This window comes from Cochlodiniinecator piscidefendens, from assembly GCF_011326755.1.
GTDB classification, from domain to species: Bacteria; Pseudomonadota; Alphaproteobacteria; order Rhodobacterales; family Rhodobacteraceae; genus Cochlodiniinecator; species Cochlodiniinecator piscidefendens.
The window spans coordinates 71,989-93,528 of the sequence record NZ_JAAOIE010000007.1 but is presented as its reverse complement, the minus strand read 5'-3'; the positions used below and the strand labels follow the sequence as shown (position 1 = coordinate 93,528).

Genomic DNA, 21,540 nt, shown 5'->3' with positions numbered 1-21,540 from the left:
AAGACGGTAGAGATATCTGGTAAGCTGACTGTTAACGCAGCTTTGGAATTTCATTCAGATTTTCACTATTTTCAACTTGCGATGTTTGCAGCCCTAGGAAATCGAACAGTTTAGGATCCAAAAGGTGTGATGGGCGCGCATTCATCAGAGAACGGAACATGACCTGACGGCGACCCGGACTATTCTTTTCCCATTGGTCGAGAATCTGTTTGACTTGCTGCCGCTGCAATCCATCCTGACTGCCGCACAGATCGCATGGAATAATGGGGTAGTTCATAGCGCGGGCAAATTTTTCGCAATCAACCTCAGCCACATGAGCGAGGGGGCGATAAACGAATAGGTCACCTTCTTCGTTTACCAATTTCGGGGGCATTGTCGCCAATCGCCCCCCATGAAACAGGTTCATAAAAAAGGTTTCCAAAATATCGTCGCGGTGGTGGCCTAATACAACGGCGGAACAACCTTCTTCGCGCGCAAGACGGTATAAGTTGCCGCGACGCAAACGAGAACACAAAGCGCAAAACGTACGTCCCTCAGGGACTTTATCCATCACGATGGAATAGGTATCTTGGTATTCAATACGGTTTTTTACACCCATTTTATCAAGAAATTCTGGTAACACTGTCGCGGGAAACCCTGGCTGACCTTGATCGAGGTTACAGGCAAGAATTTCCACCGGTAGTAGACCACGCCATTGCAGTTCGTGTAACACAGCAAGCAAAGTGTAACTGTCTTTGCCGCCTGATAGGCAGACCAGCCATTTTGCGCCTCGTTCGATCATACCGTATTGTTCAATCGCTTCGCGGGTATAACGCACGATACGCTTGCGCAGCTTTTTGAACTCAGCGGTACTGGGAGCACCGTGAAATAGCGGATGGATGTCATCAAGATCGTCGAGCATTGGCTTATCCTGCTAGGGTTCGGGCGGATATGCCAGATAAGGCACGCCGCTGCAATCCATTGCGCAAAGCAGGGGCTGGGCAAATCTGGCAGATTGGCGTAGGCGGGGGGTGTCCAAAGAAAGGTCTGATATGTCTTCGTGCCAATTGTGTAGTGCCGCAACTGATTTGATGGAAATCACCGTTGCTCCGCAATCTGAAACCGTAACAGTTTGCACTACGTGTCAAACCGGAATCGAAGGCGAAGTCAGCGATGCGCCGCATTGGCGGTGTTTGTCAGACGCGATCTGGTCGACTGAGCCTGCAGTGCAGGTCACAGCCTATCGTTTATTGAATCGGTTATCGTCGGAGGTTTGGGCGCGGGATATTTTAGATATTGCCTATCTTGAACCTGAGACACTGGCTTGGGCAGAAGCCGGAATGAGTGAGGATGATGCCGTCGTGCATCGTGACAGCAATGGTGTGATTCTATCGACGGGGGATAGCGTCGTTTTGATCAAAGATCTTCCGGTCAAAGGGGCCGGGTTCACCGCAAAACGCGGAACGGCTGTGCGCAATATTTCCCTAGTCTCGGACAATGAAACGCATATTGAAGGTCGCGTTGAAGGGCAGAGAATCGTAATTCTGACGCAGTTCGTGAAGAAAAGCTAAGCAGATTCTCTGAGCCAGATCGGGGCAGGTTTAGCCCCGGTTTTGTTGCTCTATATAGGTGCGCAATTCTTCGGCTTCTTGTCGTGCATCCCGCAGCCCGTCCATTGCGGCGCGCAATTCAGCCTCTGTTTGAGCCAGCTGATTGGATATCTCGGCCTCGCGTTGCTGAAGATATGTGATTGCTTGATCACGGGTTTCTTCGGCCTCGTGCAATTGTTGCGCCATGGTGTCGAGTTCGTTCAGATCACCAGAAGTCACGCGGGTAAAGCGATGGGCCAGCCAATGTGCAAACCACCCGAGCAGAAACGCTACGAAAAGAATGCCTGCGGTGGAAATGATAAGATTAGTTCTGTCCATTGTCTGTCCCTGTTGGGGTTTCTGAGGCTTCCTCTTGCGCGGTCTCTTCGGCGGGCGCTTCTGCGGTGTCCTCGGCAGGTGTTTCTGATTCGATCAAAGTAAATTCAATACGGCGGTTGGCTTCGCGGCCTGCGTCTGTGTCATTGTCCGCGATAGGAACGGTTTCGCCGTAACCGCGTGCTGTTAGGTTGCCTGTTAACACACGACGCCCCATGAGGGCATTGACCACGGATTGTGCCCGCTGTTGACTAAGCGATTGGTTCATCGTTTCGCGGCCTTGACTGTCGGTGTGACCACCAATTTCCATTGGGACCGTTTCGCAAAGCTCAATTTGTTCTGCAATGGCGTCGATGGTGTCGCTGGCGCTGAGATCAACTTCGGTAGAGCCTGGCGCGAAGACGATTTTGGTTTCCGCAAGGATGGCATTGATGCTGGCTACGCATTCTTCCGGAGTCGGAAGGGACAACACCGGATCAAGGCGTTCGTCGTAGGTTACGTCGACACTAAAGTTTTCGGCCTGCCCAAGTTTGGCAGATAAAATACGTGAGACTTCTGCACTGGCGTCGGGGTTGCCTGTTGTTCCGCGCAATTCAACGAAATCGGGTTGAACAACCAGGCTGCCGTTGGTGAGTTCTGCCAAAGCTTCGAGCCCGGTGAGAATACGAAGGGGCCATCCATCGGGTAGCTCTGGATTGAGGCGCGTCGCCGTATATGTTGAATCGACCCCGAAACGGGCCCTAGCGTAACCTTCAACCGCGGCCTGTGTGCGATCGTTTGTCAGAAGTCCGCGCAATTGAACTTGCCCTTCGGGGGAGAGGGTCGCGATAAATTCAGGAATTCCTGTGCTCTCCCCAGTTCCGTCAATTGTTACCGGTTCTGGACGGATGGCGCTGAGCGAAAAGACATCTGGGAGGTCTGCGTCTAGGTGGGAAATAACGCGATCAAAGTCTTCTTCACTCACATCAGGGGATGTCACAAGGCTGATGTCAGCGTCTGAAAACGTGATGGATCCTGCGCCGAGTTCTGCAAGTGCTGCGATTGTTTGGGTAACAGCAGTTCCCCAATGTGGTGAGGGATTGCCAAGACCGATGCGGCAACTTCCTTCGCCTTCAAGTCCTGCACGTTTTGCGGCTGCGATAATATCGTCGCTTGATTGAGGCGTATCTGCTGAACACGCGTCAAAGCGGCCCACACCGTTTTCAATTAAAAACCTAAGCGTAAATGGTGTAATCACGGGGCGCGGAGCAGAAATGTTTAAATTAAGGGCGACATTGCTAGGGGCACTGCGTTGCACCTGATTGATGAGGTCCGCGCGTTCTTCGCGGCTATTGCTGATGGCTGTGATTGCAATTTCGTCTGGGGAAATTGAAACTTTGGATCGCGGCAAATCTGCAAGCATTTCAATCCCGAAGGAAAGCGCAACATCCCAATCACGGGGTGTCGGGTAATCGGCTGTTTCCAAAAGGTCTGTAACTGTCGCACCATCGGCTATGGCGCTTATCGAAGACACCACCGCATCTCTGTCGGTGTTAGCTGGGATCAGACCTATTAGAGAAATACCCGTATCATTGCGCAGGATTTCAACTGAAAACCGGGGCGGGGCAATATCTGCGGCGGCCTGAACCATCATATGATCCAACACGCGGTGGGCATCAATGACGGTGCCCGCAACGGTAAGGGCGCGAAAACGCTCTGCTTCTGTCGGGGCAATACCGATCAATTCGACCTGAAGACCGTCAGCCGAAACATCTGCCCAATCAATACCATCAAGCGTCAATGCGCGTTCGATAGCGGATTGAGAAGCATTTTCAACCAATCCTGCGCTAACGGTCGCCGCAACAAAGGAAAGGATGGCACCGCTGGTGATGGCGCTTAGGACAATCAGGGAAGATGATAAGCGCATAAGGCCTCTGGTCTATCGAATTTCGTGACTTTTCTAACGCTTGGCAGGTTGGGGTTCAATCAAAGGATTGCGGCGACGGCGAAAAACAGCACAGGGATTAAGCCTGCGTCTCGATTAGCCCGGAAAAGAGAAAGGCATTTTGCCGTATCGTCGATGTCAAGATTGCGCAATTGCCAGACCAAATGCCACCCCAATGCCCAAGGTGCCCCCAGCGCAAGTGTGAGTCCAAGAACATTTTCATCCCCCAATGCGGTGATCGCGGCGATTGCCATAAATGTGACGGTTGCCATCATGAAATAACGTAACCAGCGGTGGGTGTTGTTGCCAAACAAGCGTGCTGTTGATTTTACGCCTATCAACGCGTCGTCTTCTTTGTCTTGGTGGGCATAAATGGTGTCATAGAACAATGTCCAAACAATCCCCGCAGCATAAAGCCAAATGGCGGGCCATTCGAGCTGTCCGCGATGAGCTGTCCACGCCAACAACGCACCCCAATTAAACGCAATTCCCAAAAAGGCTTGGGGCCACCATGTAAAGCGTTTTGCAAAGGGATAAACCAATACTGGGATCACCGCGAGAAAGCCTAGCACAATGGCGTTTGTATTAAACGTTAGTAGTACCGCTAGGCCGACGAGTGCCTGAATTCCCATCCAAAGGGTCGCTTGTTTTACTGTGACTTGGCCTGAAGGTAAGGGGCGTGAACGGGTACGATCTACGGCTGCGTCGATATCTCTGTCAGTAATATCATTCCATGTACACCCAGCCCCGCGCATGACAAAGGCGCCGATCGCGCAGCCCATGATGATCCACAGGTCAAAGGCGCGAAAGCCGTCAGTCGCCGCCGCGAGCATAATCGCCCACCAGCATGGCAGCAATAATAGCCATGTGCCTATTGGGCGATCTGCTCGTGACAGGCGCAAGTAAGGTCGCGACCATTCTGGGGCGCGGTGATCTACCCAGTTTTTGAAATAGGCGTCTTTGACCTGGCCTTTCACCTCTGGCGTTTTTTGGGGGTCGCGCATATTGTCCGCCTCATGAAAAGTACAAAAATTCGGCTCTATGTAGAACAAGCATTGGGGGAGGGGCAAATCATTCCTCTCACTCGGGATCAAGCGCATTATCTTTTTGGGGTGATGCGGTTGTCGGTTGGCGACCATATTGCATTGTTCAACGGAGCAGACGGTGAATGGCGTGCCGAGGTGGTCGAGACCGGTAAACGTGGCGGGGTGCTGAAGGCAGTTGCGCAAAGTAAGCCATTGCAAATGCCGCCGGATTTATGGCTGTTCTTTGCTCCAATTAAAAAAGCCCGGACCGATTTTATCGTTGAAAAAGCGGCTGAAATGGGCGCGGCTAAGATTTGCCCGGTTCAAACGGATTTTACAAATTCAGAACGTATTCGGCGTGATCGGCTGCAGACCCATGCTGTTGAAGCAGCCGAACAATGCGGCGGGACATTTGTACCTGAAGTTGTGGATTTACAAAAGCTTGGTGCTGTGCTGGATCGCTGGCCAGACGATCGCAAACTGGTGTTTTGTGACGAAAGCCTTGTTGGTGCGCGCGAAGCTTTGACCGCCGAGGGTGGCGAAAAATGGGCGATATTGATCGGGCCCGAAGGTGGATTTTCAGAGAGGGAGCGCGAACGGTTATCGAGCCTCCCCTTTGTAACGCGGATTAGCTTAGGTCCGCGCATTTTACGCGCAGATACAGCTGCTGTGGCTGCCTTGACCTTGTGGCAAACTACATTGGGGGATTGGACGTGAGTTTTATCCGGCCAGAGCTGCGCGATGCGATGTGGCGTTGGCGTGAATCCGTGCAGGGTGGCGGTGTTATCGCGCTGGGTGTTTGGGTGTTTCTATCAAGCCGGGGTTGGGTTGTTTGGCTTGGCTTACTGCTGATAATTTTGGGTTGTGCGTTGGTTTCTGCTGGGATTATTCGTGGGCGATTGCGCAGTTTCCGAAACGGACCTGGGGTGATCGAAGTCGTTGAGCGGCAGCTGACCTATTTCTCGCCCATCGGTGGTTCTGCGGTTTCGCTGGATGACGTTACCAAAATCGAGCTACAAGGCAGCGGAGTTTCGATCTTTTGGTGTTTCCATGTTCCGGGGCAGGCGCCGCTCCGCATTCCCGCGACCGCGCAGGGAGCGGAGCAACTTCTTGATGCATTGGCGAGCTTTTCAGGTGTGAATTACGATAATATCGTCAAGGCGTCACAAACTTCTGATCATCACCTTTTTCTGATTTGGAAAAAAGGCGATTGAACACAAGGCGACGAAAGATTAGCTGAGATTAAGCGCGCATAGCCGCCAGCAAAATAAAAGGGTGATAGAAATGTCCATTCCTCAATCCGGTGGCGGCCCCATCGAACATTTTGACCAGCTTGCTCAATATATGGCGGATGGGTGTAAACCCAAAGAAGATTGGCGCATTGGCACCGAGCATGAAAAATTTGGCTATTGCAAAGACAGCCTAAAACCGTTGCCCTTTGAAGGTGAGCGGTCAATCGTAGCTGTACTAAGCGGGCTACGTGATCAATTTGGCTGGGCTCCGGTCGAAGAAGGCGGCAAATTGATCGGACTTGAAAAAGACGGTGCGAATGTCTCGCTTGAGCCAGGTGGCGCGCTTGAGCTTTCTGGAGCACCTCTGGAAACCATCCATGAGACCTGCGACGAAGTGAATGTGCACCTGCGTGAAGTCAAAGAAATTGCTGAGAAAATCGGCGTTGGCTTTATCGGGCTGGGTGCTGCGCCGATTTGGACACATGACGAAATGCCTTTGATGCCCAAAGGGCGTTATAAGCTGATGAACGACTACATGCAGCGGGTTGGAACCATGGGGCGCACGATGATGCGTCGGACCTGTACCGTGCAGGTTAATATCGATTTTGGTTCTGAGGCCGACATGGTGCAAAAGCTGCGCGTTGCATTGGCGTTGCAGCCTGTCGCGACGGCGTTGTTTGCGAATTCTCCGTTCTTTGAAGGCAAACCGAACGGCCATAAATCATGGCGTTCGCGGGTGTGGCGCGACCTTGATGATGCGCGTACCGGCATGTTGCCTTTTGTGTTTGACGAGGGTTTTGGCTTTGAACGGTATGCTGAATATGCGCTCGATGTGCCGATGTATTTTGTCTACCGAGATGGAAAATATATCAATGCATTAGGCATGTCTTTCCGCGATTTTCTTGAGGGAAAATTGCCAGCGCTGCCGGGGGAAACACCAACGTTAAGCGATTGGGCGGACCATTTGACAACAGCATTCCCAGAAGCGCGTATTAAGAAATATATGGAGATGCGCGGGGCCGATGGTGGACCTTGGCGTCGTTTGTGCGCATTGCCCGCATATTGGGTCGGGTTGATGTATGATCAATCTGCACTGGATGCGGCATGGGATATGGTCAAAGGTTGGGATGCTGAAACACGCGAAGAACTGCGCATTGCGGCGTCTGTTGACGGGTTGCAGGCTGAGGTGAACGGCCTGAAAATGCACGATCTTGCGCGTCAGTCCGTGGAAATCGCTGAGGCTGGCCTAAAGGCGCGTGCGCGTCCGGGGGCAGGCGGTTTGGTTGCGGATGAAACCCATTTCCTAAACGCGTTGAAAGACAGCTTGGACAGCGGGAAAACACCAGCTGACGAATTGTTGGATGAGTATCACGGCGAATGGGGTGGGGATCTGACAAAGATTTTCGCCGCACATAGCTACTGATCAATTCGCGATATGCTTACGAAAAATCAGGATTAACACCCTGATTTTTTTGCTTTTGTGGGGTATGACAACCATGCACAAAGTGTATGCCAAACGTATGACTTTTGTGCATACGATTTGCGCAACGGTTTGATTGATTTTTGGCGTTTACGGATTTTTAATCCGTTCCCTTTATGTTCTTATTTGTCACCGGTTCATAGAGGGACAGATCAAGCACGAATTCAATGACTTTGGTCTCAGGCATTTCGCAGGGTTTTAGCAGAGCTTTGCCACTGGGCAAGCGATAGAGGTTGAGACTGATGTAGTCGTTGCCGCCGCGTTCATCCGCGACAAGCTTTAGACTATTGCCATTGGAAAAGGACGATTTGGTAAACACATAACTGCGCCCCCCCGAGGTTCCGATATGTGTCCCAAAAGGTAGATCGTCAAAAGCAGAGAGAAAATCAGGCGCAGGGGAAGCCTTTGGCATTGGGCTACTTCTGGCCGATTTTCGGCTCTGTACCCGCTTTGAGGCGTTTGATGTTGGTGCTATGGCGGATGTAAACGAGGAGGGTCAAGATCGCCCCAACCAGCAATCCTTGACCATAGTCAAAGACAATCATCCAGACCGGCGATAAACCAGCCGCCAGTAGTGCTGCTAATGAGGAAACACGCAGAGCAAGAGCAACAACAAGCCATGTGGCGCAACAGGCAAGGCCAACGTAGAAGTTCAAGGCTAGGATCACGCCCAAGAATGTAGCAACGCCTTTGCCGCCGTTGAATTTAAGCCAAACCGGGAAGAGGTGACCCAAAAAAGCGAATAGACCGGCGATTTGCGCGGCATCTTCGCCAAATAATGCCTGCGCAATCAGGACGGCAACGCCGCCTTTGGCAGCATCAAACAGAAGCGTAAAAAAGGCAGCGGTTTTATTGCCGGTACGCAAAACATTGGTGGCCCCGATGTTGCCTGACCCGATTTCGCGAAGATTGCCTAAGCCCATAACACGCGCCATGACCATGCCAAAGGGAACAGACCCAAGCAGATAAGAAGCCAGCGCCACAAGTGCAAGAATCATAGGGGCGGTGTCAATTGGGGGCATTAGATGTCTCCGAAAACGGTTTTGCCTGCAACGAGGGTCGCGATCACTTTGCCCTGCATTCGCTGACCATCAAAGGGGGTATTTTTAGATTTTGAATTGAGTTTGAAACGATCGAGTAAAAATGGTGCATCTGGATCGAACAAAACGAGGTCCGCAGGTGCGCCTTCACTCAGACGTCCGCCGGGCAACCCGAGGCGCTTGGCGGGGTTAAGCGAAAGGGCGCGCCACAGTGTCGGCAGGTCCATCATTTCCGCATGAACCAAACGCATGGCGGCGGGCAAAAGCGTTTCAAGCGCAACGGCGCCCGATGCGGCCTCTTCAAAGGGAAGACGTTTGCTTTCTTCGTCTTGCGGGGTGTGGAAGGATGATATGATGTCAATCAAACCGGAGGCGACGGCCTCGACCACAGCAATGCGATCAGTTTCGGCACGCAGCGGCGGTTTGACCTTAAAGAACGTGCGATAATCGCCCACATCAAATTCGTTCAGGGTCAGGTGATGGATGGACACACCGGCCGTGACATCCAGACCGTTGGCCTTTGCGCGCTCCAAAACGGGAAGGGCGCGGGCCGTTGTAATTTGGTCCGCGTGGTAGCGCGCGCCAGTCATTTCCACGAGAGTCAGGTCGCGTTCTAACCCAAGGCGTTCAGCCATGGCGGACACCGCCGGAAGCCCCTTGAGGGAGGCAAATTTGCCTGATGTGACAGCCGCGCCTTTGGAAAGGGTCGGTTCCTGTGGGTGGGCAATGATCAATGCGCCTAGCGATTTGGCGTAGGACATGGCGCGGGTGTAGACCTTGGTGTCTTCGACCACGCGATCACAATCGGTAAAGGCGACGGCGCCCGCGTCTTTCATGAACCCAACTTCAACCATTTCGCGCCCATCGCGGCCTTTGGTCAGCGCAGACATTGGCAATACGTTCACTGGTGCGCTTTCGTTGGCGCGGCGGTTGATGAATTCGAGCGCTTCGGGGGTGTCCAGCGCGGGGGTTGTGTCAGGACGGGTGACCATTGTGGTGATTCCGCCGGCGGCAGCGGCAGCCCCGGCGGTGCGGTAGCTTTCTTTGTGGCGCTCGCCGGGTTCACCGATTTTGACACCGATGTCGATGATACCGGGTGCGAGGCATTTGCCGTTGCAATCAATAACGGTATCGGCAGAGAGTTCGGGCCCAACTGAGGCGATGATACCATCGCGGATCAACACAGCCCCGCGTGTTTCAGTGCCGGTTTCAGGGTCAATCAGGCGGGCATTTTTGAGAAGAGTTGTCATGAGGTCAAGCTTTCCGCTGGTGGTCGATGTCGGCGCAGATCGCGGCGGGGTCGGCCATGTATTTCATCATGTATTTGTCACCGGTGGTCGCGACGACTTGGGCGGCAGATAGAATGGTGCGGGTTTTGGCAATGTCACGCAGGGCAAGCGCGCTGCCGTCTGGCAGGATGAGGCGCCGGTCGGTGAGGTGCCAGTGCAGGTTTAGCTGCTCAGATGCGAGGTAAAAGCCACGAATGCCGATAGCCATGATTGCGGCTACAATGCCAACCCATGGATTAGGGTCCCCCATAAACATCAAAACGGCAGTGGCGATCACTGACCCAATGGCGGCCAACATCACGTGTTCTTTGATGTAGGTCGCTTTACTCGCCACAAAGGTTTTCGTCAGCATTTCGTCTTCGTTGAGATTGGGGTGCAGCATGATCAGGCCACCCAGATCATCAATGCAACAAGGGCGAACATCACAAGGAGCGCATAGGTGGCGATTTTTCCGCTCATGCGGGGGTCTTTGGGATCATCCATGTTAAACCTCGACGCTTGCGCGGCTGGCACGCATGTTTCTGACCAGCAAGTCCATGGCGGCCATACGCACGGCGACACCCATTTCGACTTGTTCTTGGATCACACTGCGGTTGATGTCGTCCGCGATGGTGCCGTCAATTTCAACGCCACGGTTCATTGGGCCGGGGTGCATGACGATTGCATCGGGTTTGGCGTGGCTGAGTTTTTCGGCGTCCAGCCCGTAGCGGTGGTAGTATTCGCGTTCAGAAGGAATAAAGCCGCCGTCCATGCGTTCTTTTTGCAATCTTAGCATCATGACAACATCAACGTCTTTAAGGCCTTCGCGCATGTCATCATAGACCTCGACGCCGAGCTCGGAAACTTCAGAGGGCATGAGGGTTGGTGGGCCAACAAGGCGCACGCGGTTTTCCATTTTGCCAAGCAGGATCAGATTCGAACGCGCCACGCGGCTGTGGGCGATATCGCCGCAAATCGCGATGGACAAGCGGTGAAGGCGTCCCTTTTTACGGCGAATGGTGAGGGCATCTAAGAGGGCCTGCGTCGGGTGTTCGTGGCGGCCATCACCTGCGTTTAGCACGGCACAGTTTACTTTTGAGGCCAGCAATTCAACCGCGCCAGAGTGCGGGTGGCGCACGACCAAGAGATCAGGGTGCATCGCGTTCAGTGTGAGGGCGGTGTCGATCAGGGTTTCGCCCTTTTTGATGGAACTGGCTTGCATGGCCATGTTCATCACGTCCGCGCCAAGCCGTTTGCCTGCCAATTCAAAGCTCGCCTGAGTGCGGGTTGAATTTTCAAAGAACATATTGATCTGGGTGAGACCGGCCAAAACATCAGAGCGTTTGTTTTTGGAGCGGTTCAACGCGACGTAGTCGTCAGCAAGATTTAGGATGGTGTCGATTTCATCAGGTCCTAGGTGTTCAATGCCTAAGAGATGTTTCGCGCGAAATGTCATGGTTGCCTCGCCTTGAATTTGCGCTGTTATAGGCGGGGAGAGAGGACGGGGCAATGGGCTTGCTGCTTTACCTTCTTGTCGCAAAAGCATAGCGTTGCGCCATGGATGGGACTCAGGATTTTTATGCCTTAAAGGCGATGCTCGATTGGCAGGTTGAGATGGGGGTGACAGATGCGATCTGTGACGACCCAGTAGACCGCTATGAAGTCCCCGCTGAAGCGCCGAAAATCGCATCGGTGCAAAAGGCCAAGACAGAATCCGCGCCCCCAGTACCCGAGGCCCCCGATCCAGCGGTTATCGCTAAGGAAGTGGCCGAAAACGTTGGGGCATTGGATGGTTTGGCGGCAACGTTAAAGGCGTTTGATTTATGTGAAATCAAACGTGGTGCGCGTAATTTTGTGTTTGCGGATGGTAATCCGTTGGCGCGGGTGATGATCATTGGTGAGGCCCCCGGACGAGACGAGGATATGGCCGGGCGTCCTTTTGTTGGGCGCGCTGGTCAATTGTTGGATAAGATGTTCGGCGCGATAGATATGGGCCGCGATGCCGTTGACGCCGAAAAATCAATCTATATCACCAATATTTTGCCATGGCGGCCCCCGCAAAACCGAGACCCAAGTCCTGAAGAAATCGCGATGATGCGGCCGTTTGTCGAACGGCACGTCGAACTGGCGCAACCGGGTGTGATTGTATTGATGGGAAATGTTTCCTGTCAGGCGATCCTAGGGAAACGCGGCATTACGCGGTTGCGTGGCCAATGGGCAGAAGCCTTTGGCAAACCTTGCCTTCCGATGTTTCACCCGGCCTATCTACTGCGTAACCCTGCCGCCAAGCGCGAGGCGTGGCATGATTTGCTCATGCTGCGGGAAAAATTAAAAGGATAGGCCAATGTCGCCTGTAGAGCTCCATGTATTACTTGCGTTTATTCCAGCAGCTTTGGCGTTAAACCTGACGCCAGGGGCGGACATGATGTTTTGTCTTGGTCAGGGCATGCGTGGCGGCGTGCGTCCATCGTTGGCGGCATCAGCTGGGATATCGACGGGAGGATTCGTGCATGTGACAATCGCCGCTCTGGGGCTTTCGGCTGTTTTGGCAACGATGCCATGGATATTTGAAGTGATCCGTTGGGCGGGCGTTTGTTATTTGCTTTATCTTGCGGTTCAAACGCTGCGCACCCCGCTGAGCGGAGGAAGCAGCAAGGTGGCGCGTCCGGCGCGGGCCTACTTAGATGGCTTGTTGGTCAACTTAATGAACCCCAAAGTGATTTTGTTCATTCTGGCGTTTTTGCCACAATTTGTGGATCCGACGCGCGCTGTGCTGCCCCAGTTTTTGACGCTGGGTTTGGTCATGGCCATTGGTGGGTTTATCGTGAACGGGCTTGTCGGGGTATTTGCAAGCGGCGTCGGTCATGTGCTGCTGCAAAATCCGCGCGTCGATCGCATTCTGCGTTTCGTCTCAGCGACGGTGTTTGGTGCGCTGGCGCTTAAAATTGCAACAGAGGCAAAACAGTAATGTCAGAACGTGAATTTATCGCAAACCGTATCGCGGTTTTAACGGTGTCAGATACGCGGGCAATAGCCGGTGATAAATCAGGCCGCACATTGGTTGAGCGTATTGAAAAAGCAGGGCACGTTGTCGTCGATCGTAAAATATTACCTGACGAACGTAATCAGATTGCAGATCAACTGCGGATTTGGAGCGCTAATCCTGAAATCGATGTGGTGATTTCAACTGGCGGCACTGGATTGACAGGTCGTGATGTAACGGTTGAAGCGCATAGAGATGTCTACGAAAAAGAAATAGATGCGTTTGGGACATTGTTCACAATGGTTTCGTTCCAGAAAATTGGGACATCTGCGGTGCAATCGCGCGCGACAGGCGGTGTGGCCCAAGGAACTTATTTGTTTGCGCTGCCCGGCAGCCCCGGCGCGTGCAAAGACGCGTGGGATGAAATTTTGGTAAAACAGCTCGATTATCGGCACATGCCTTGCAACTTTGTCGAAATATTCCCACGTTTAGAAGAACATAAGCGACGGAAATGATCGGCAGGCGCGTATAAGCCTGTAGAGATCAACGGGTGCAGCACGACTGACCCCTCAGAAAGGAACGATATGCGGTTTCTGGGACGTAGCCTCACCGGTGTGTTTCTGCTGTCTTTGACAGTGGGGTTTTTGGCGCTGGGCGTATCGCTTTTGCTAAACGCTATTGAAGCGCAGCGCAGTGGTGGCGGGTTTGAGCGCGCTGCGCAAGAACGGGTTTTTGCGGTGAATGCGTTGGATGTGGAGGTGCAGGACATAGCGCCTGAATTGCGGGTGTTTGGCGAAGTGACCAGCCAGCGCACATTAGATGTGAGAGCAACGTCATCGGGGCGTGTTGTTTTTCTGGCACCTCAGTTTGTTGAAGGTGGGCGGGTTCAACAGGGGACTGTATTACTGCGCATTGATCCAGCTGAAGCGCGGTCGGCATTGTCACGCGCAGAGGCGGATTTGTTGGAAGCACAGGCCGAAGTTCAAGATGCAGCGCGGGCGCTTTCACTGGCGCAAGATGAACGCGCCGCTGCGGAAGCCCAAGCGCGGCTAAGATTGCAGGCCGTTGACCGGCAGCGGGATTTGCGGACGCGGGGCGTTGGGACAGAAGCTGCCGTCGAAACGGCTGAGTTGGCCGCGTCGCAGGCGGATCAAGCCGTTTTGAGCAGGCGACAGGCCATTGCACAGGCCGAGGCGCGCACAGATTTGGCACAAACCCGGCTCATCCGGCAGGAAATTAGTCTAGCAGATGCACAGCGGGCGTTGGATGAAACCGAAATACGGGCGGAGTTTTCAGGTGTCTTGGCCAATGTCGTTGTGGTTCAGGGCGGATTGGTTGCCAATAATGAACGGTTGGCCCAGCTCAGTGATCCGCTACAATTAGAAGTGCGGTTTCGTGTGTCCGCTGCCCAATATGCACGGTTGCTGATGGACGGGGGTGGATTGATTTCATCGCCTGTGACGGTCAGCCTTGATGTTGGGGGCTCCGATTTAAATGCCCAAGGTGTGATTTCGCGCGAAAGCGCATCCGTCGGCGAAGGGCAGACCGGGCGGCTGCTGTTTGCAGGGTTAAGCAACGCGCGTGGTTTGCGTCCGGGCGATTTTGTGTCTGTTCATGTGGTCGAACCTGTTTTGGCGGGCGTCGTGCTTGTACCTTCGGCGGCGGTTAGTGCGGATGGAACTGTTCTAGCGATCAATGAAGAGGATCGGCTTGAGGCGATTCCGATGACATTGTTACGCCGACAAGGGGATGATGTGATTATCGGTGCCGATGGTCTAGATGGACGTCGTATCGTACGTGAGGTTTCGCCAATACTCGGGGCGGGGATTAAAGTACGGATGATAGAAGCTGAACCGGCATTGGATGTTGGTTCTATCGCTGATGTCCCAAATACCCAGAACGGCGGTTGATATGCTGGGCGGTGGATTGATCGGCTATTTCACCCGGCATAAAACGGCGGCAAATTTATTGCTCGTTGTGATGATTGTTCTGGGATTGGCCTCTGTGCCGCGTATGCGTGCGCAATTTTTCCCGGATGTCATTGTCGATAACATCTATGTCACTGTGGATTGGTCCGGGGCTGGGGCCGAAGACGTCGATACGGCTATTGTTCAACTGCTGGAACCTGCGCTTTTGTCTGTTGAAGGTGTCGAGGGGTCATCTGTTACGTCACGCGAAGGGCGTGCCAGTATAGATCTGGACTTTGAACCGGGCTGGGATATGGCGCGGGCTTTGGATGAAGTCGAAACGGCGGTTGGCGCCATTTCCAATTTACCCGAAGATGCCGAAGACCCGGTGGTTCGCCGTGGTGCCTGGCGAGATCGCGTTACCGATGTTGTGATCAGTGGGCCGGTGTCCGTCGATCAATTGGGCCGTTTCGCGGATGAGTTCGTGACACGATTGTTCGCCGAAGGTGTGACACGGGCCAGCATTCGGGGGGTGGCAGCACCTGAAACCGTCGTTGAAATTACGCCGCAGGACCTTATCCGGCATGATGTCACGATGCGTGAAATTGCAATTGCGATTGGCGAAGAGGTCTCGACCGCGCCCGCTGGCGATGTCGAAGGGGCCAATCAGCGCGTTCGCACGGGTGTTGCCAAACGCTCTGCCGAAGCGATCTCGGCGATTACGTTGCGATCAAACCCTGATGGGTCGCAGTTAACGGTGGGGGATGTTGCGACCATTCGTGTGAATGGGGCTGATCGTGCGCGCAGTTATTTCGTGGGGGAACACCCGGCTGTTTCTGTACGTGTTGATCGTTCTGCGCAGGGGGATGCCATTGGCATCCAAAGTCAGGTCGAAGAGGTTGCCGCAGAGTTGCAAAGCGTTTTGCCTGATGGGGTCACTGTTGAGCTAATCCGCACGCGGGCGGCTGCGATCACCGGGCGGCTTGATATCTTGCTCGACAATGGGCTGGTTGGGCTTGGGCTTGTGGTGTTGCTTTTGTTTTTGTTCCTTAATGCACGCACAGCGTTTTGGGTGGCTGCAGGGATACCTGTTGCGATGACAGCTGCGATTGCGTTGATGTACGCCGCGGGACTGACGATTAATATGGTGTCGCTGTTTGCGCTGATTATTACGCTTGGCATCGTTGTTGATGATGCGATTGTGGTGGGGGAGCACGCAGATTTTCGGGCGCGCCAACTGGGGGAAGGCCCGGTTGTGGCTGCTGAAAACGCAGCCTATCGCATGGCGGCACCGGTGTTTTCGTCAACCATCACGACAATCATCGCTTTTTGGGGGTTGGTTGCTGTTGGCGGCACCTTTGGCAATTTAATTCGCGATATCCCATTCACGGTAATCGTTGTTCTATTGGCGTCGCTGATGGAATGTTTTTTGATCTTGCCCAATCATATGTCTCATGCGCTTTCTCATGTCGGTGAGGGGCGATGGTATGATTGGCCCAGCCGTACGGTGAACAAAGGGTTTTCTTGGTTCCGTGATAATATTTTCCGCAAGTTTATGCGGTTTGTCGTGTTCGCGCGATATCCTCTGATGGCGGGTGCCGTGCTGCTGTTGCTGATACAGATGTCCGTGTTCGCGAGTGGGGACGTGCGATGGCGGTTTTTCAACGCACCTGAGCGTTCTTCGATTTCGGGGAATTTTGCGATGCTCTCTGGGGCGACACGCAGCGATAGTCTTGAGATGATGCGTGAATTGCAACGCGCCGCGGACACAGTTGGTGCGCGCTATGCCGATGAGTTCGGTGAAAACCCTATGCTTTATGTCTTGACCGAAGTTGGAGGTAATACGGGGCGTGGCCTTTCGGGCGTAAGCGGTAAAAATGCGGATTTGCTTGGGTCCATCGCGATTGAGTTGATTGATGCGGATTTGCGCCCCTATACCGCGTTTGATGTGGTGGCTGAGCTGCAGGACGAAGTGCGGCGCCATCCGTTGGCTGAGATTGTCAGTTTCCGCGGGCATCGTTCCGGGCCGGGCGGGGATGCGATTGCGGTTGAGTTATACGGTGCTGATGCTTTGACGTTAAAGGCGGCGTCTGAGGCATTGCAGACAGCACTGGCACAGTATCCTGAAGTATCCGCGCTTGAGGATACAATGGCGTTTGACAAGGACGAACTGGTGCTTGACCTCACGCCACAAGGCCAGGCGTTAGGCTTTACCATTGACGGGTTGGGGCGCGTTCTGCGGGATCGACTGAGCGGGATCGAGGCAGCGACTTACCCTGTTGGGCCTCGGTCCGCCGCTATTCGGGTTGAACTGCCCGAACAGGAACTCAGTGCGGATTTTCTGGATCGTAGCCTGATGCGGACCCCTGCTGGTGCCTATGTCCCGCTGTCTGATATTGTTAGTGTCGAAACCCGCTCTGGGTTTTCGACGGTATTGCGGGAAAACGGGATCGTTGTCTTAAGCGTGAGCGGGGATTTATCAGAAGATGAACCAACACGCGCTGCGGAAATTAGCACCGCCATTTCAGAAGAGATTTTGCCAGACATCGAAGCGCGGTTTGGCGTGGCAACCCAACTGTCGGGGCTAGCGGAACAAGAAAGCGAATTCTTGACCGATGCAGCCGTGGGCTTTGGGTTGTGCATGATTGGGATTTACCTTGTGTTGGCGTGGATATTTTCCAGCTGGACCCGCCCGGCTGTTGTGCTTGCGATTGTGCCGTTTGGATTGGTGGGTGCGATCTATGGGCACAATTTGTTTGATGTGCCACTGTCTATGTTTAGCGTCGTGGGATTGATTGGAATGACTGGGATCATCATCAACGATTCTATCGTTTTGGTCACAACGATAGACGAATATGCCGAAGATCGCGGGCGCGTTCAGGCGATTATTGATGGAACGGCAGACCGATTGCGCCCGGTTTTGCTGACGACACTGACCACCGTTTTGGGGTTAACGCCACTGTTGTTTGAACGATCTGTCCAAGCAGAATTTTTGAAGCCAACGGTGATCACGTTGGTCTTTGGTCTCGGGTTTGGGTTTTTCTTAGTGTTGGTTGTGGTGCCTGCGCTTTTGGCAATGCAACTTGATGTGCGCCGACATGTGCAAGCTATGCGACGCGCGGTGTTAAACCCTATGCGCACAGGGCTCGCGGGTCGCGTGAGCATCATTGCGGGTTTGGGAATTGCGGCGGCGTTTGCCATGAGTTTCGGTACGATGTTTGTGACGGGCGCAGTGTGGGCGCCTTTGGTTGCGATACTGCCGATGCTTGGGAATATGTCACCAAATTTAGCTGCTTTTAGTGCGTTCATTCTGTTGGTGGTGGGCTGTGTGATCGTTACCTATGTGTCAGGCGCATTGCTGCTATCCACGCGAAAACAGCGTTAATTCAGTTATTTTGCTTTCCCTTTGGACGATTTAGGCTTATTGGGGCGGCTTACTGAACGCGCGACATGGGTTTTGAGCTGGGACGCTCTGATAAAGCCTGATGCGCTGACCCATGAGGCATTCCAATGATAAAGACACTCGCTGACGCGCTTGCTAAGCGCAGCTATGACACGTTGACCCCTGTTCAAGAGGCCGTGACAAACCCCGAACTTACAGAAGCTGACCTTCTGGTTTCTGCGCAAACTGGTTCAGGTAAAACCGTTGGTTTCGGTTTGGCTATCGCGCCGACCCTATTGGGCGATAGCGACCGTTTTGAACGCGCGGCGCTGCCGTTGGGTTTGGTGATTGCGCCGACACGTGAATTGGCAATGCAGGTTAAACGCGAATTGGACTGGCTCTATGAATTTGCAGGCGTTCAGGTTGCGTCTTGTGTTGGTGGCATGGACATGCGCGATGAACGTCGCAGCCTAGAACGTGGTGCACATATTGTTGTTGCGACGCCGGGTCGTCTACGCGACCATATTCAACGCCAAAGCATTGATCTATCTGACATTCGTGCTGTTGTGCTCGATGAGGCGGATGAGATGCTTGATCTTGGTTTCCGTGAAGACCTTGAGTTTATCCTGGGCGAAGCACCTGAAACACGCCGGACTTTGATGTTCTCTGCGACCGTACCGCGCGCTATCGAAGGTCTGGCGCGCAGCTACCAAAAAGACGCGGTGCGTATTTCAACTGTGGCTGACAAAGAACAGCACGCAGATATCGAATACCGTGCATTGCTCGTGGCTCAGCGTGATATCGAAAATGCGATCATTAACGCGATCCGTTTTTATGAAGCACCGAACGCGATTGTGTTCTGTAACACACGGGCTGTTGTAAACCGTTTGACTGCGCGTCTTTCAAACCGGGGTATGCAGGTTGTTGCGTTGTCTGGTGAATTGTCGCAGGCCGAACGTAGCCATGCGCTTCAGGCGATGCGTGACGGGCGTGCGCGTGTTTGTGTTGCAACCGACGTCGCAGCACGTGGGATTGATTTGCCAAAATTGGAATTGGTGATACACGCGGATCTGCCGTCTAGCTCTGAAACATTGCTGCACCGTTCTGGTCGAACAGGACGTGCTGGCCGCAAAGGTGTGAGCGCGTTGATCGTTCCGTCCAAGGCGCAAGGCAAAGCAAAGCGTTTGTTAAAGTTCGCTAAATTGACCGCGGACTGGGGTTCGGCGCCATCCGCACAAGAAGTGCGGGCACGTGACGAAGAACGCCTGTTGTCTGATCCTCTGTGGGATCAAGAAGTATCCGCTGACGAAAGTTCATTCGCTGAAAAGCTTGTGGCGCTACACAGCCCAGAAAAACTGGCTGCGGCTTACTTGCGTCTGTATCAACAACGCCAGTCTGCACCAGAAGATATTCAAGCGGTTAGCGGTGATGCTGCAGCTGAGCGTAAACCACGCGAAGAGTTTGGCCCGAGCAAATGGATGTCCCTATCTGTTGGCCGTTCGGAAAACGCCGAAGCACGTTGGTTGTTGCCGATGATGTGCCGTGCAGGCCGGATTGATAAACAAGATCTTGGCGCGATCCGCGTACAGCAGAACGAAACCTTCGTTGAATTGCGCGAAGGCGCGGTCAAAGGGTTCCTCGATTCTATCGGTGCTGTCATGGAGCTCGAAGATGGTGTTGGCATTACGATGCTTGATAAAGCCCCGACCTTTGACAAATCCAGCTTTGGTGGTCCACGCGGCGGCGGTCGTCCTGATTTCAAAGGTGGCGGTCCACGTGGTGGTGGCCATCGTGGGAAATCAGATCGCCCACAACGTGACCGCGATGATCGTTCTGAGCGCCCTCAGCGACGTGATGGTGACAAACCATATCACGCGAAGCCAGAGCGCCGCGATCATGATGGTGCCGTAAAGCCTTACAAAGCAAAATCAGATCGCCCAAATCGCGATGGTGATAAACCTTACCGTGCGAAAAGTGATAAACCGTACAGCGGCGGCGACGATCGTAAGGCCCCACGCGGCGACAAACCAAAACGTGATTTCGGTGATCGCCCAAGCTTTAGCAAAGGTGGCCCGCGCAAAGAGGGTGGCCGCAAAGATGGTCCGCGTTCTGAAGGTAAACCATTTTCCAAACCACGCGCTGACCGTTCAGAGCGTCCGCAACGCGCAGAGCGTTCAGAAGGTGGCGGGCAACGCAGTGGCGCGTCTTCTGCGAGCAAATCTTTCCGTGCACCAAAAGCGGGTGGAAAGAAGCCGGGTGGCAAAATTGATTTTGCAGGGACACCTGCGCCAAAGGCAAAAATGAAGCGTTCAAAGGGCGGCGATGCGCTGCCGCGCCGCAAGAAATAAAATTCAAAAGCGCCTGAGAGATCAGGCGCTTTTTTTATGACGGATTGGACTAATCTGCGGCGCGAGCCCAATCCCCTAAATGATGTTCCAACAGTTCCGATATGTCGTTTAGATTTGCGTGCTTCAGGCTATTTTGCAGTTGTCGCAAGACGCGCGGCATGTGATGCAGATAGACCGATTTTCCATCCCGTTTGTTGAGGCGATGAAAAATACCAGCGATCTTGGAATGTCGCTGCGCCGCATATAGGTGGTAGTCGAGCATAAACTGTTCGGCATCTATATTCGGTCGTTGCGCGAGATAGCGTTCGATCATTTTTGTTTCGAGGGCAGGCGGAACATCACGGCGAGCGTCCTGAAGTAATGACATCACGTCGTATGCTGCCCCCCCGATCATAGCATCTTGAAAGTCGAGCAGTCCGCATTTTGAATGACCATCGCGGGCATCGAGAAGCATGAGGTTGTCGATATGAAAATCACGAAACACCAATGTATCGCGCCGTTCTGATATGGTCCGCAAAGCCGTATGCCACAGCGCCTGATAGGCATTGTGAAACTCAGGGAGCGCCTGCGCGTGTGGGAGCGTCGGGGCAAACCATTCAGGCAATAACATTGCTTCGGTTAATAGGCGCGTTTCATCGTAATTAGGAACCTCTAGATGCAATGGGCAAGGCATGTCGTGGAATGTGGCCAGTACGTCAATGGCCAGTTCGTATAGTTCCGTTTCGTCGTGCCCACGCTTTAGAAGATTGGTGTAGGTCGTGTCTCCAAAATCTTCGATCAAGGCAAAGCCTTTTTTTGCGTCCGTAGCATAAACCTTAGGGGCAGAAAAATGATTGTCACGTAAATATTCTGCGATTTGAATGTATTCAGAAAACCCCGGAGTGGTCGGTGGAACATCCATCAACATACAGGGGCCAAAATCCGATGTGGATAGTCTGAAATACTGGCGTGCTGATGCGTCGGCCGGAAGCGCAGTTAGGTCGTTACGAAAACCAAAATTGCGTGCAAACCGAAGCCGGTCGTCAGGTCTGTTGGATGAGGTCACGT

Annotated in this window: 20 protein-coding genes; 10 read left to right on the top strand and 10 right to left on the bottom strand. The window is 53.4% G+C overall.

All coding sequences use genetic code 11. The annotated features are described in order from the left end of the window. Positions 1-31: 31 nt before the first annotated feature. Positions 32-901 (bottom strand): tRNA 2-thiocytidine(32) synthetase TtcA, encoded by an 870-nt coding sequence (ttcA, locus tag G9C99_RS15660; RefSeq protein ID WP_166418464.1) that lies wholly within the window; start codon positions 899-901, stop codon positions 32-34. Positions 902-1,031: 130 nt separating this feature from the next. Here ttcA and G9C99_RS15655 point away from each other — a divergent pair, with 130 nt between their 5' ends. Next, positions 1,032-1,550: an alkylphosphonate utilization protein gene (locus tag G9C99_RS15655; RefSeq protein ID WP_166418516.1), complete on the top strand. Its 519-nt coding sequence runs from the start codon at positions 1,032-1,034 to the stop codon at positions 1,548-1,550. 30 nt (positions 1,551-1,580) lie between these two features. Here G9C99_RS15655 and G9C99_RS15650 read toward each other — a convergent pair whose 3' ends face one another. From G9C99_RS15650 to ubiA, 3 genes are read right to left on the bottom strand one after another with little or no spacing between them, the layout of a single operon-like run. Then, entirely contained in the window at positions 1,581-1,907 is a 327-nt protein-coding gene (locus G9C99_RS15650; RefSeq protein WP_166418463.1) for a hypothetical protein, read from the bottom strand. Beyond that, on the bottom strand, positions 1,894-3,810 hold the full coding sequence (locus tag G9C99_RS15645; RefSeq protein ID WP_166418462.1) for an OmpA family protein: 1,917 nt from the start codon (positions 3,808-3,810) through the stop codon (positions 1,894-1,896). Before G9C99_RS15645 ends, G9C99_RS15650 begins: the two co-directional genes overlap by 14 nt. Before the next feature lie 59 nt (positions 3,811-3,869). Continuing rightward, positions 3,870-4,832, bottom strand: coding sequence for a 4-hydroxybenzoate octaprenyltransferase (gene ubiA / locus G9C99_RS15640; protein WP_166418461.1), 963 nt, complete (start codon positions 4,830-4,832; stop codon positions 3,870-3,872). Between the two features lie 12 nt (positions 4,833-4,844). Between ubiA and G9C99_RS15635 the strand changes: the two genes are divergently transcribed. From G9C99_RS15635 to G9C99_RS15625, 3 genes are all read left to right on the top strand, one after another. Continuing rightward, positions 4,845-5,570 carry a 16S rRNA (uracil(1498)-N(3))-methyltransferase gene (locus tag G9C99_RS15635; RefSeq protein ID WP_166418460.1) on the top strand — a complete coding sequence of 242 codons (726 nt, stop codon included), beginning with the start codon at positions 4,845-4,847 and terminating at the stop codon, positions 5,568-5,570. After that, complete coding sequence (locus tag G9C99_RS15630) at positions 5,567-6,067, top strand: hypothetical protein (RefSeq protein WP_166418459.1); 501 nt, start codon at positions 5,567-5,569, stop codon at positions 6,065-6,067. The genes G9C99_RS15635 and G9C99_RS15630 overlap by 4 nt, the downstream gene beginning before the upstream one ends. A 70-nt stretch (positions 6,068-6,137) precedes the next feature. Continuing rightward, positions 6,138-7,508 carry a glutamate--cysteine ligase gene (locus G9C99_RS15625; RefSeq protein WP_166418458.1) on the top strand — a complete coding sequence of 457 codons (1,371 nt, stop codon included), beginning with the start codon at positions 6,138-6,140 and terminating at the stop codon, positions 7,506-7,508. Between the two features lie 157 nt (positions 7,509-7,665). Here G9C99_RS15625 and G9C99_RS15620 read toward each other — a convergent pair whose 3' ends face one another. The 5 genes from G9C99_RS15620 to G9C99_RS15600 form a co-directional block, all read right to left on the bottom strand. Beyond that, positions 7,666-7,977 carry a hypothetical protein gene (locus G9C99_RS15620; RefSeq protein ID WP_166418457.1) on the bottom strand — a complete coding sequence of 104 codons (312 nt, stop codon included), beginning with the start codon at positions 7,975-7,977 and terminating at the stop codon, positions 7,666-7,668. Between the two features lie 4 nt (positions 7,978-7,981). Then, entirely contained in the window at positions 7,982-8,587 is a 606-nt protein-coding gene (gene plsY, locus G9C99_RS15615; RefSeq protein ID WP_166418456.1) for a glycerol-3-phosphate 1-O-acyltransferase PlsY, read from the bottom strand. Next, the gene (gene pyrC, locus G9C99_RS15610; RefSeq protein ID WP_166418455.1) at positions 8,587-9,855 is read right to left on the bottom strand and encodes a dihydroorotase; all 1,269 of its coding nucleotides are present in this window, start codon (positions 9,853-9,855) and stop codon (positions 8,587-8,589) included. The genes plsY and pyrC overlap by 1 nt, the downstream gene beginning before the upstream one ends. A 4-nt stretch (positions 9,856-9,859) precedes the next feature. Continuing rightward, the gene (locus G9C99_RS15605; RefSeq protein ID WP_166418454.1) at positions 9,860-10,276 is read right to left on the bottom strand and encodes a hypothetical protein; all 417 of its coding nucleotides are present in this window, start codon (positions 10,274-10,276) and stop codon (positions 9,860-9,862) included. Between the two features lie 102 nt (positions 10,277-10,378). Next, positions 10,379-11,329 carry an aspartate carbamoyltransferase catalytic subunit gene (locus G9C99_RS15600; protein ID WP_166418453.1) on the bottom strand — a complete coding sequence of 317 codons (951 nt, stop codon included), beginning with the start codon at positions 11,327-11,329 and terminating at the stop codon, positions 10,379-10,381. A gap of 101 nt (positions 11,330-11,430) precedes the next feature. Here G9C99_RS15600 and G9C99_RS15595 point away from each other — a divergent pair, with 101 nt between their 5' ends. The 6 genes from G9C99_RS15595 to G9C99_RS15570 all read left to right on the top strand — a co-directional run bounded on the left by G9C99_RS15595 (position 11,431) and on the right by G9C99_RS15570 (position 20,493). After that, on the top strand, positions 11,431-12,213 hold the full coding sequence (locus tag G9C99_RS15595) for a uracil-DNA glycosylase (RefSeq protein WP_166418452.1): 783 nt from the start codon (positions 11,431-11,433) through the stop codon (positions 12,211-12,213). Positions 12,214-12,217: 4 nt separating this feature from the next. Then, entirely contained in the window at positions 12,218-12,841 is a 624-nt protein-coding gene (locus G9C99_RS15590) for a LysE family translocator (RefSeq protein WP_166418451.1), read from the top strand. Continuing rightward, the gene (gene moaB / locus G9C99_RS15585) at positions 12,841-13,371 is read left to right on the top strand and encodes a molybdenum cofactor biosynthesis protein B (protein ID WP_166418450.1); all 531 of its coding nucleotides are present in this window, start codon (positions 12,841-12,843) and stop codon (positions 13,369-13,371) included. Before G9C99_RS15590 ends, moaB begins: the two co-directional genes overlap by 1 nt. 69 nt (positions 13,372-13,440) lie before the next feature. Continuing rightward, positions 13,441-14,766, top strand: coding sequence for an efflux RND transporter periplasmic adaptor subunit (locus tag G9C99_RS15580; RefSeq protein WP_166418449.1), 1,326 nt, complete (start codon positions 13,441-13,443; stop codon positions 14,764-14,766). Beyond that, complete coding sequence (locus G9C99_RS15575) at positions 14,738-18,148, top strand: efflux RND transporter permease subunit (protein ID WP_231704097.1); 3,411 nt, start codon at positions 14,738-14,740, stop codon at positions 18,146-18,148. Before G9C99_RS15580 ends, G9C99_RS15575 begins: the two co-directional genes overlap by 29 nt. 125 nt (positions 18,149-18,273) lie before the next feature. Beyond that, the gene (locus G9C99_RS15570) at positions 18,274-20,493 is read left to right on the top strand and encodes a DEAD/DEAH box helicase (RefSeq protein WP_166418447.1); all 2,220 of its coding nucleotides are present in this window, start codon (positions 18,274-18,276) and stop codon (positions 20,491-20,493) included. Positions 20,494-20,542: 49 nt separating this feature from the next. Here G9C99_RS15570 and G9C99_RS15565 read toward each other — a convergent pair whose 3' ends face one another. Beyond that, positions 20,543-21,538 (bottom strand): aminoglycoside phosphotransferase family protein, encoded by a 996-nt coding sequence (locus tag G9C99_RS15565; protein ID WP_166418446.1) that lies wholly within the window; start codon positions 21,536-21,538, stop codon positions 20,543-20,545. Positions 21,539-21,540 lie beyond the last annotated feature (2 nt).

What these genes read in the sequence shown, in the direction of transcription:
- ttcA (WP_166418464.1), bottom strand. Translation starts at nt 901, where the DNA reads ATGCTCGACGATCTTGATGACATCCATCCGCTATTTCACGGTGCTCCC.
- G9C99_RS15655 (WP_166418516.1), top strand. Translation starts at nt 1,032, where the DNA reads ATGTCTTCGTGCCAATTGTGTAGTGCCGCAACTGATTTGATGGAAATC.
- G9C99_RS15650 (WP_166418463.1), bottom strand. Translation starts at nt 1,907, where the DNA reads ATGGACAGAACTAATCTTATCATTTCCACCGCAGGCATTCTTTTCGTA.
- G9C99_RS15645 (WP_166418462.1), bottom strand. Translation starts at nt 3,810, where the DNA reads ATGCGCTTATCATCTTCCCTGATTGTCCTAAGCGCCATCACCAGCGGT.
- ubiA (WP_166418461.1), bottom strand. Translation starts at nt 4,832, where the DNA reads ATGCGCGACCCCCAAAAAACGCCAGAGGTGAAAGGCCAGGTCAAAGAC.
- G9C99_RS15635 (WP_166418460.1), top strand. Translation starts at nt 4,845, where the DNA reads ATGAAAAGTACAAAAATTCGGCTCTATGTAGAACAAGCATTGGGGGAG.
- G9C99_RS15625 (WP_166418458.1), top strand. Translation starts at nt 6,138, where the DNA reads ATGTCCATTCCTCAATCCGGTGGCGGCCCCATCGAACATTTTGACCAG.
- G9C99_RS15620 (WP_166418457.1), bottom strand. Translation starts at nt 7,977, where the DNA reads ATGCCAAAGGCTTCCCCTGCGCCTGATTTTCTCTCTGCTTTTGACGAT.
- plsY (WP_166418456.1), bottom strand. Translation starts at nt 8,587, where the DNA reads ATGCCCCCAATTGACACCGCCCCTATGATTCTTGCACTTGTGGCGCTG.
- pyrC (WP_166418455.1), bottom strand. Translation starts at nt 9,855, where the DNA reads ATGACAACTCTTCTCAAAAATGCCCGCCTGATTGACCCTGAAACCGGC.
- G9C99_RS15605 (WP_166418454.1), bottom strand. Translation starts at nt 10,276, where the DNA reads ATGCTGCACCCCAATCTCAACGAAGACGAAATGCTGACGAAAACCTTT.
- G9C99_RS15600 (WP_166418453.1), bottom strand. Translation starts at nt 11,329, where the DNA reads ATGACATTTCGCGCGAAACATCTCTTAGGCATTGAACACCTAGGACCT.
- G9C99_RS15595 (WP_166418452.1), top strand. Translation starts at nt 11,431, where the DNA reads ATGGATGGGACTCAGGATTTTTATGCCTTAAAGGCGATGCTCGATTGG.
- G9C99_RS15590 (WP_166418451.1), top strand. Translation starts at nt 12,218, where the DNA reads ATGTCGCCTGTAGAGCTCCATGTATTACTTGCGTTTATTCCAGCAGCT.
- moaB (WP_166418450.1), top strand. Translation starts at nt 12,841, where the DNA reads ATGTCAGAACGTGAATTTATCGCAAACCGTATCGCGGTTTTAACGGTG.
- G9C99_RS15580 (WP_166418449.1), top strand. Translation starts at nt 13,441, where the DNA reads ATGCGGTTTCTGGGACGTAGCCTCACCGGTGTGTTTCTGCTGTCTTTG.
- G9C99_RS15575 (WP_231704097.1), top strand. Translation starts at nt 14,738, where the DNA reads ATGTCCCAAATACCCAGAACGGCGGTTGATATGCTGGGCGGTGGATTG.
- G9C99_RS15570 (WP_166418447.1), top strand. Translation starts at nt 18,274, where the DNA reads ATGATAAAGACACTCGCTGACGCGCTTGCTAAGCGCAGCTATGACACG.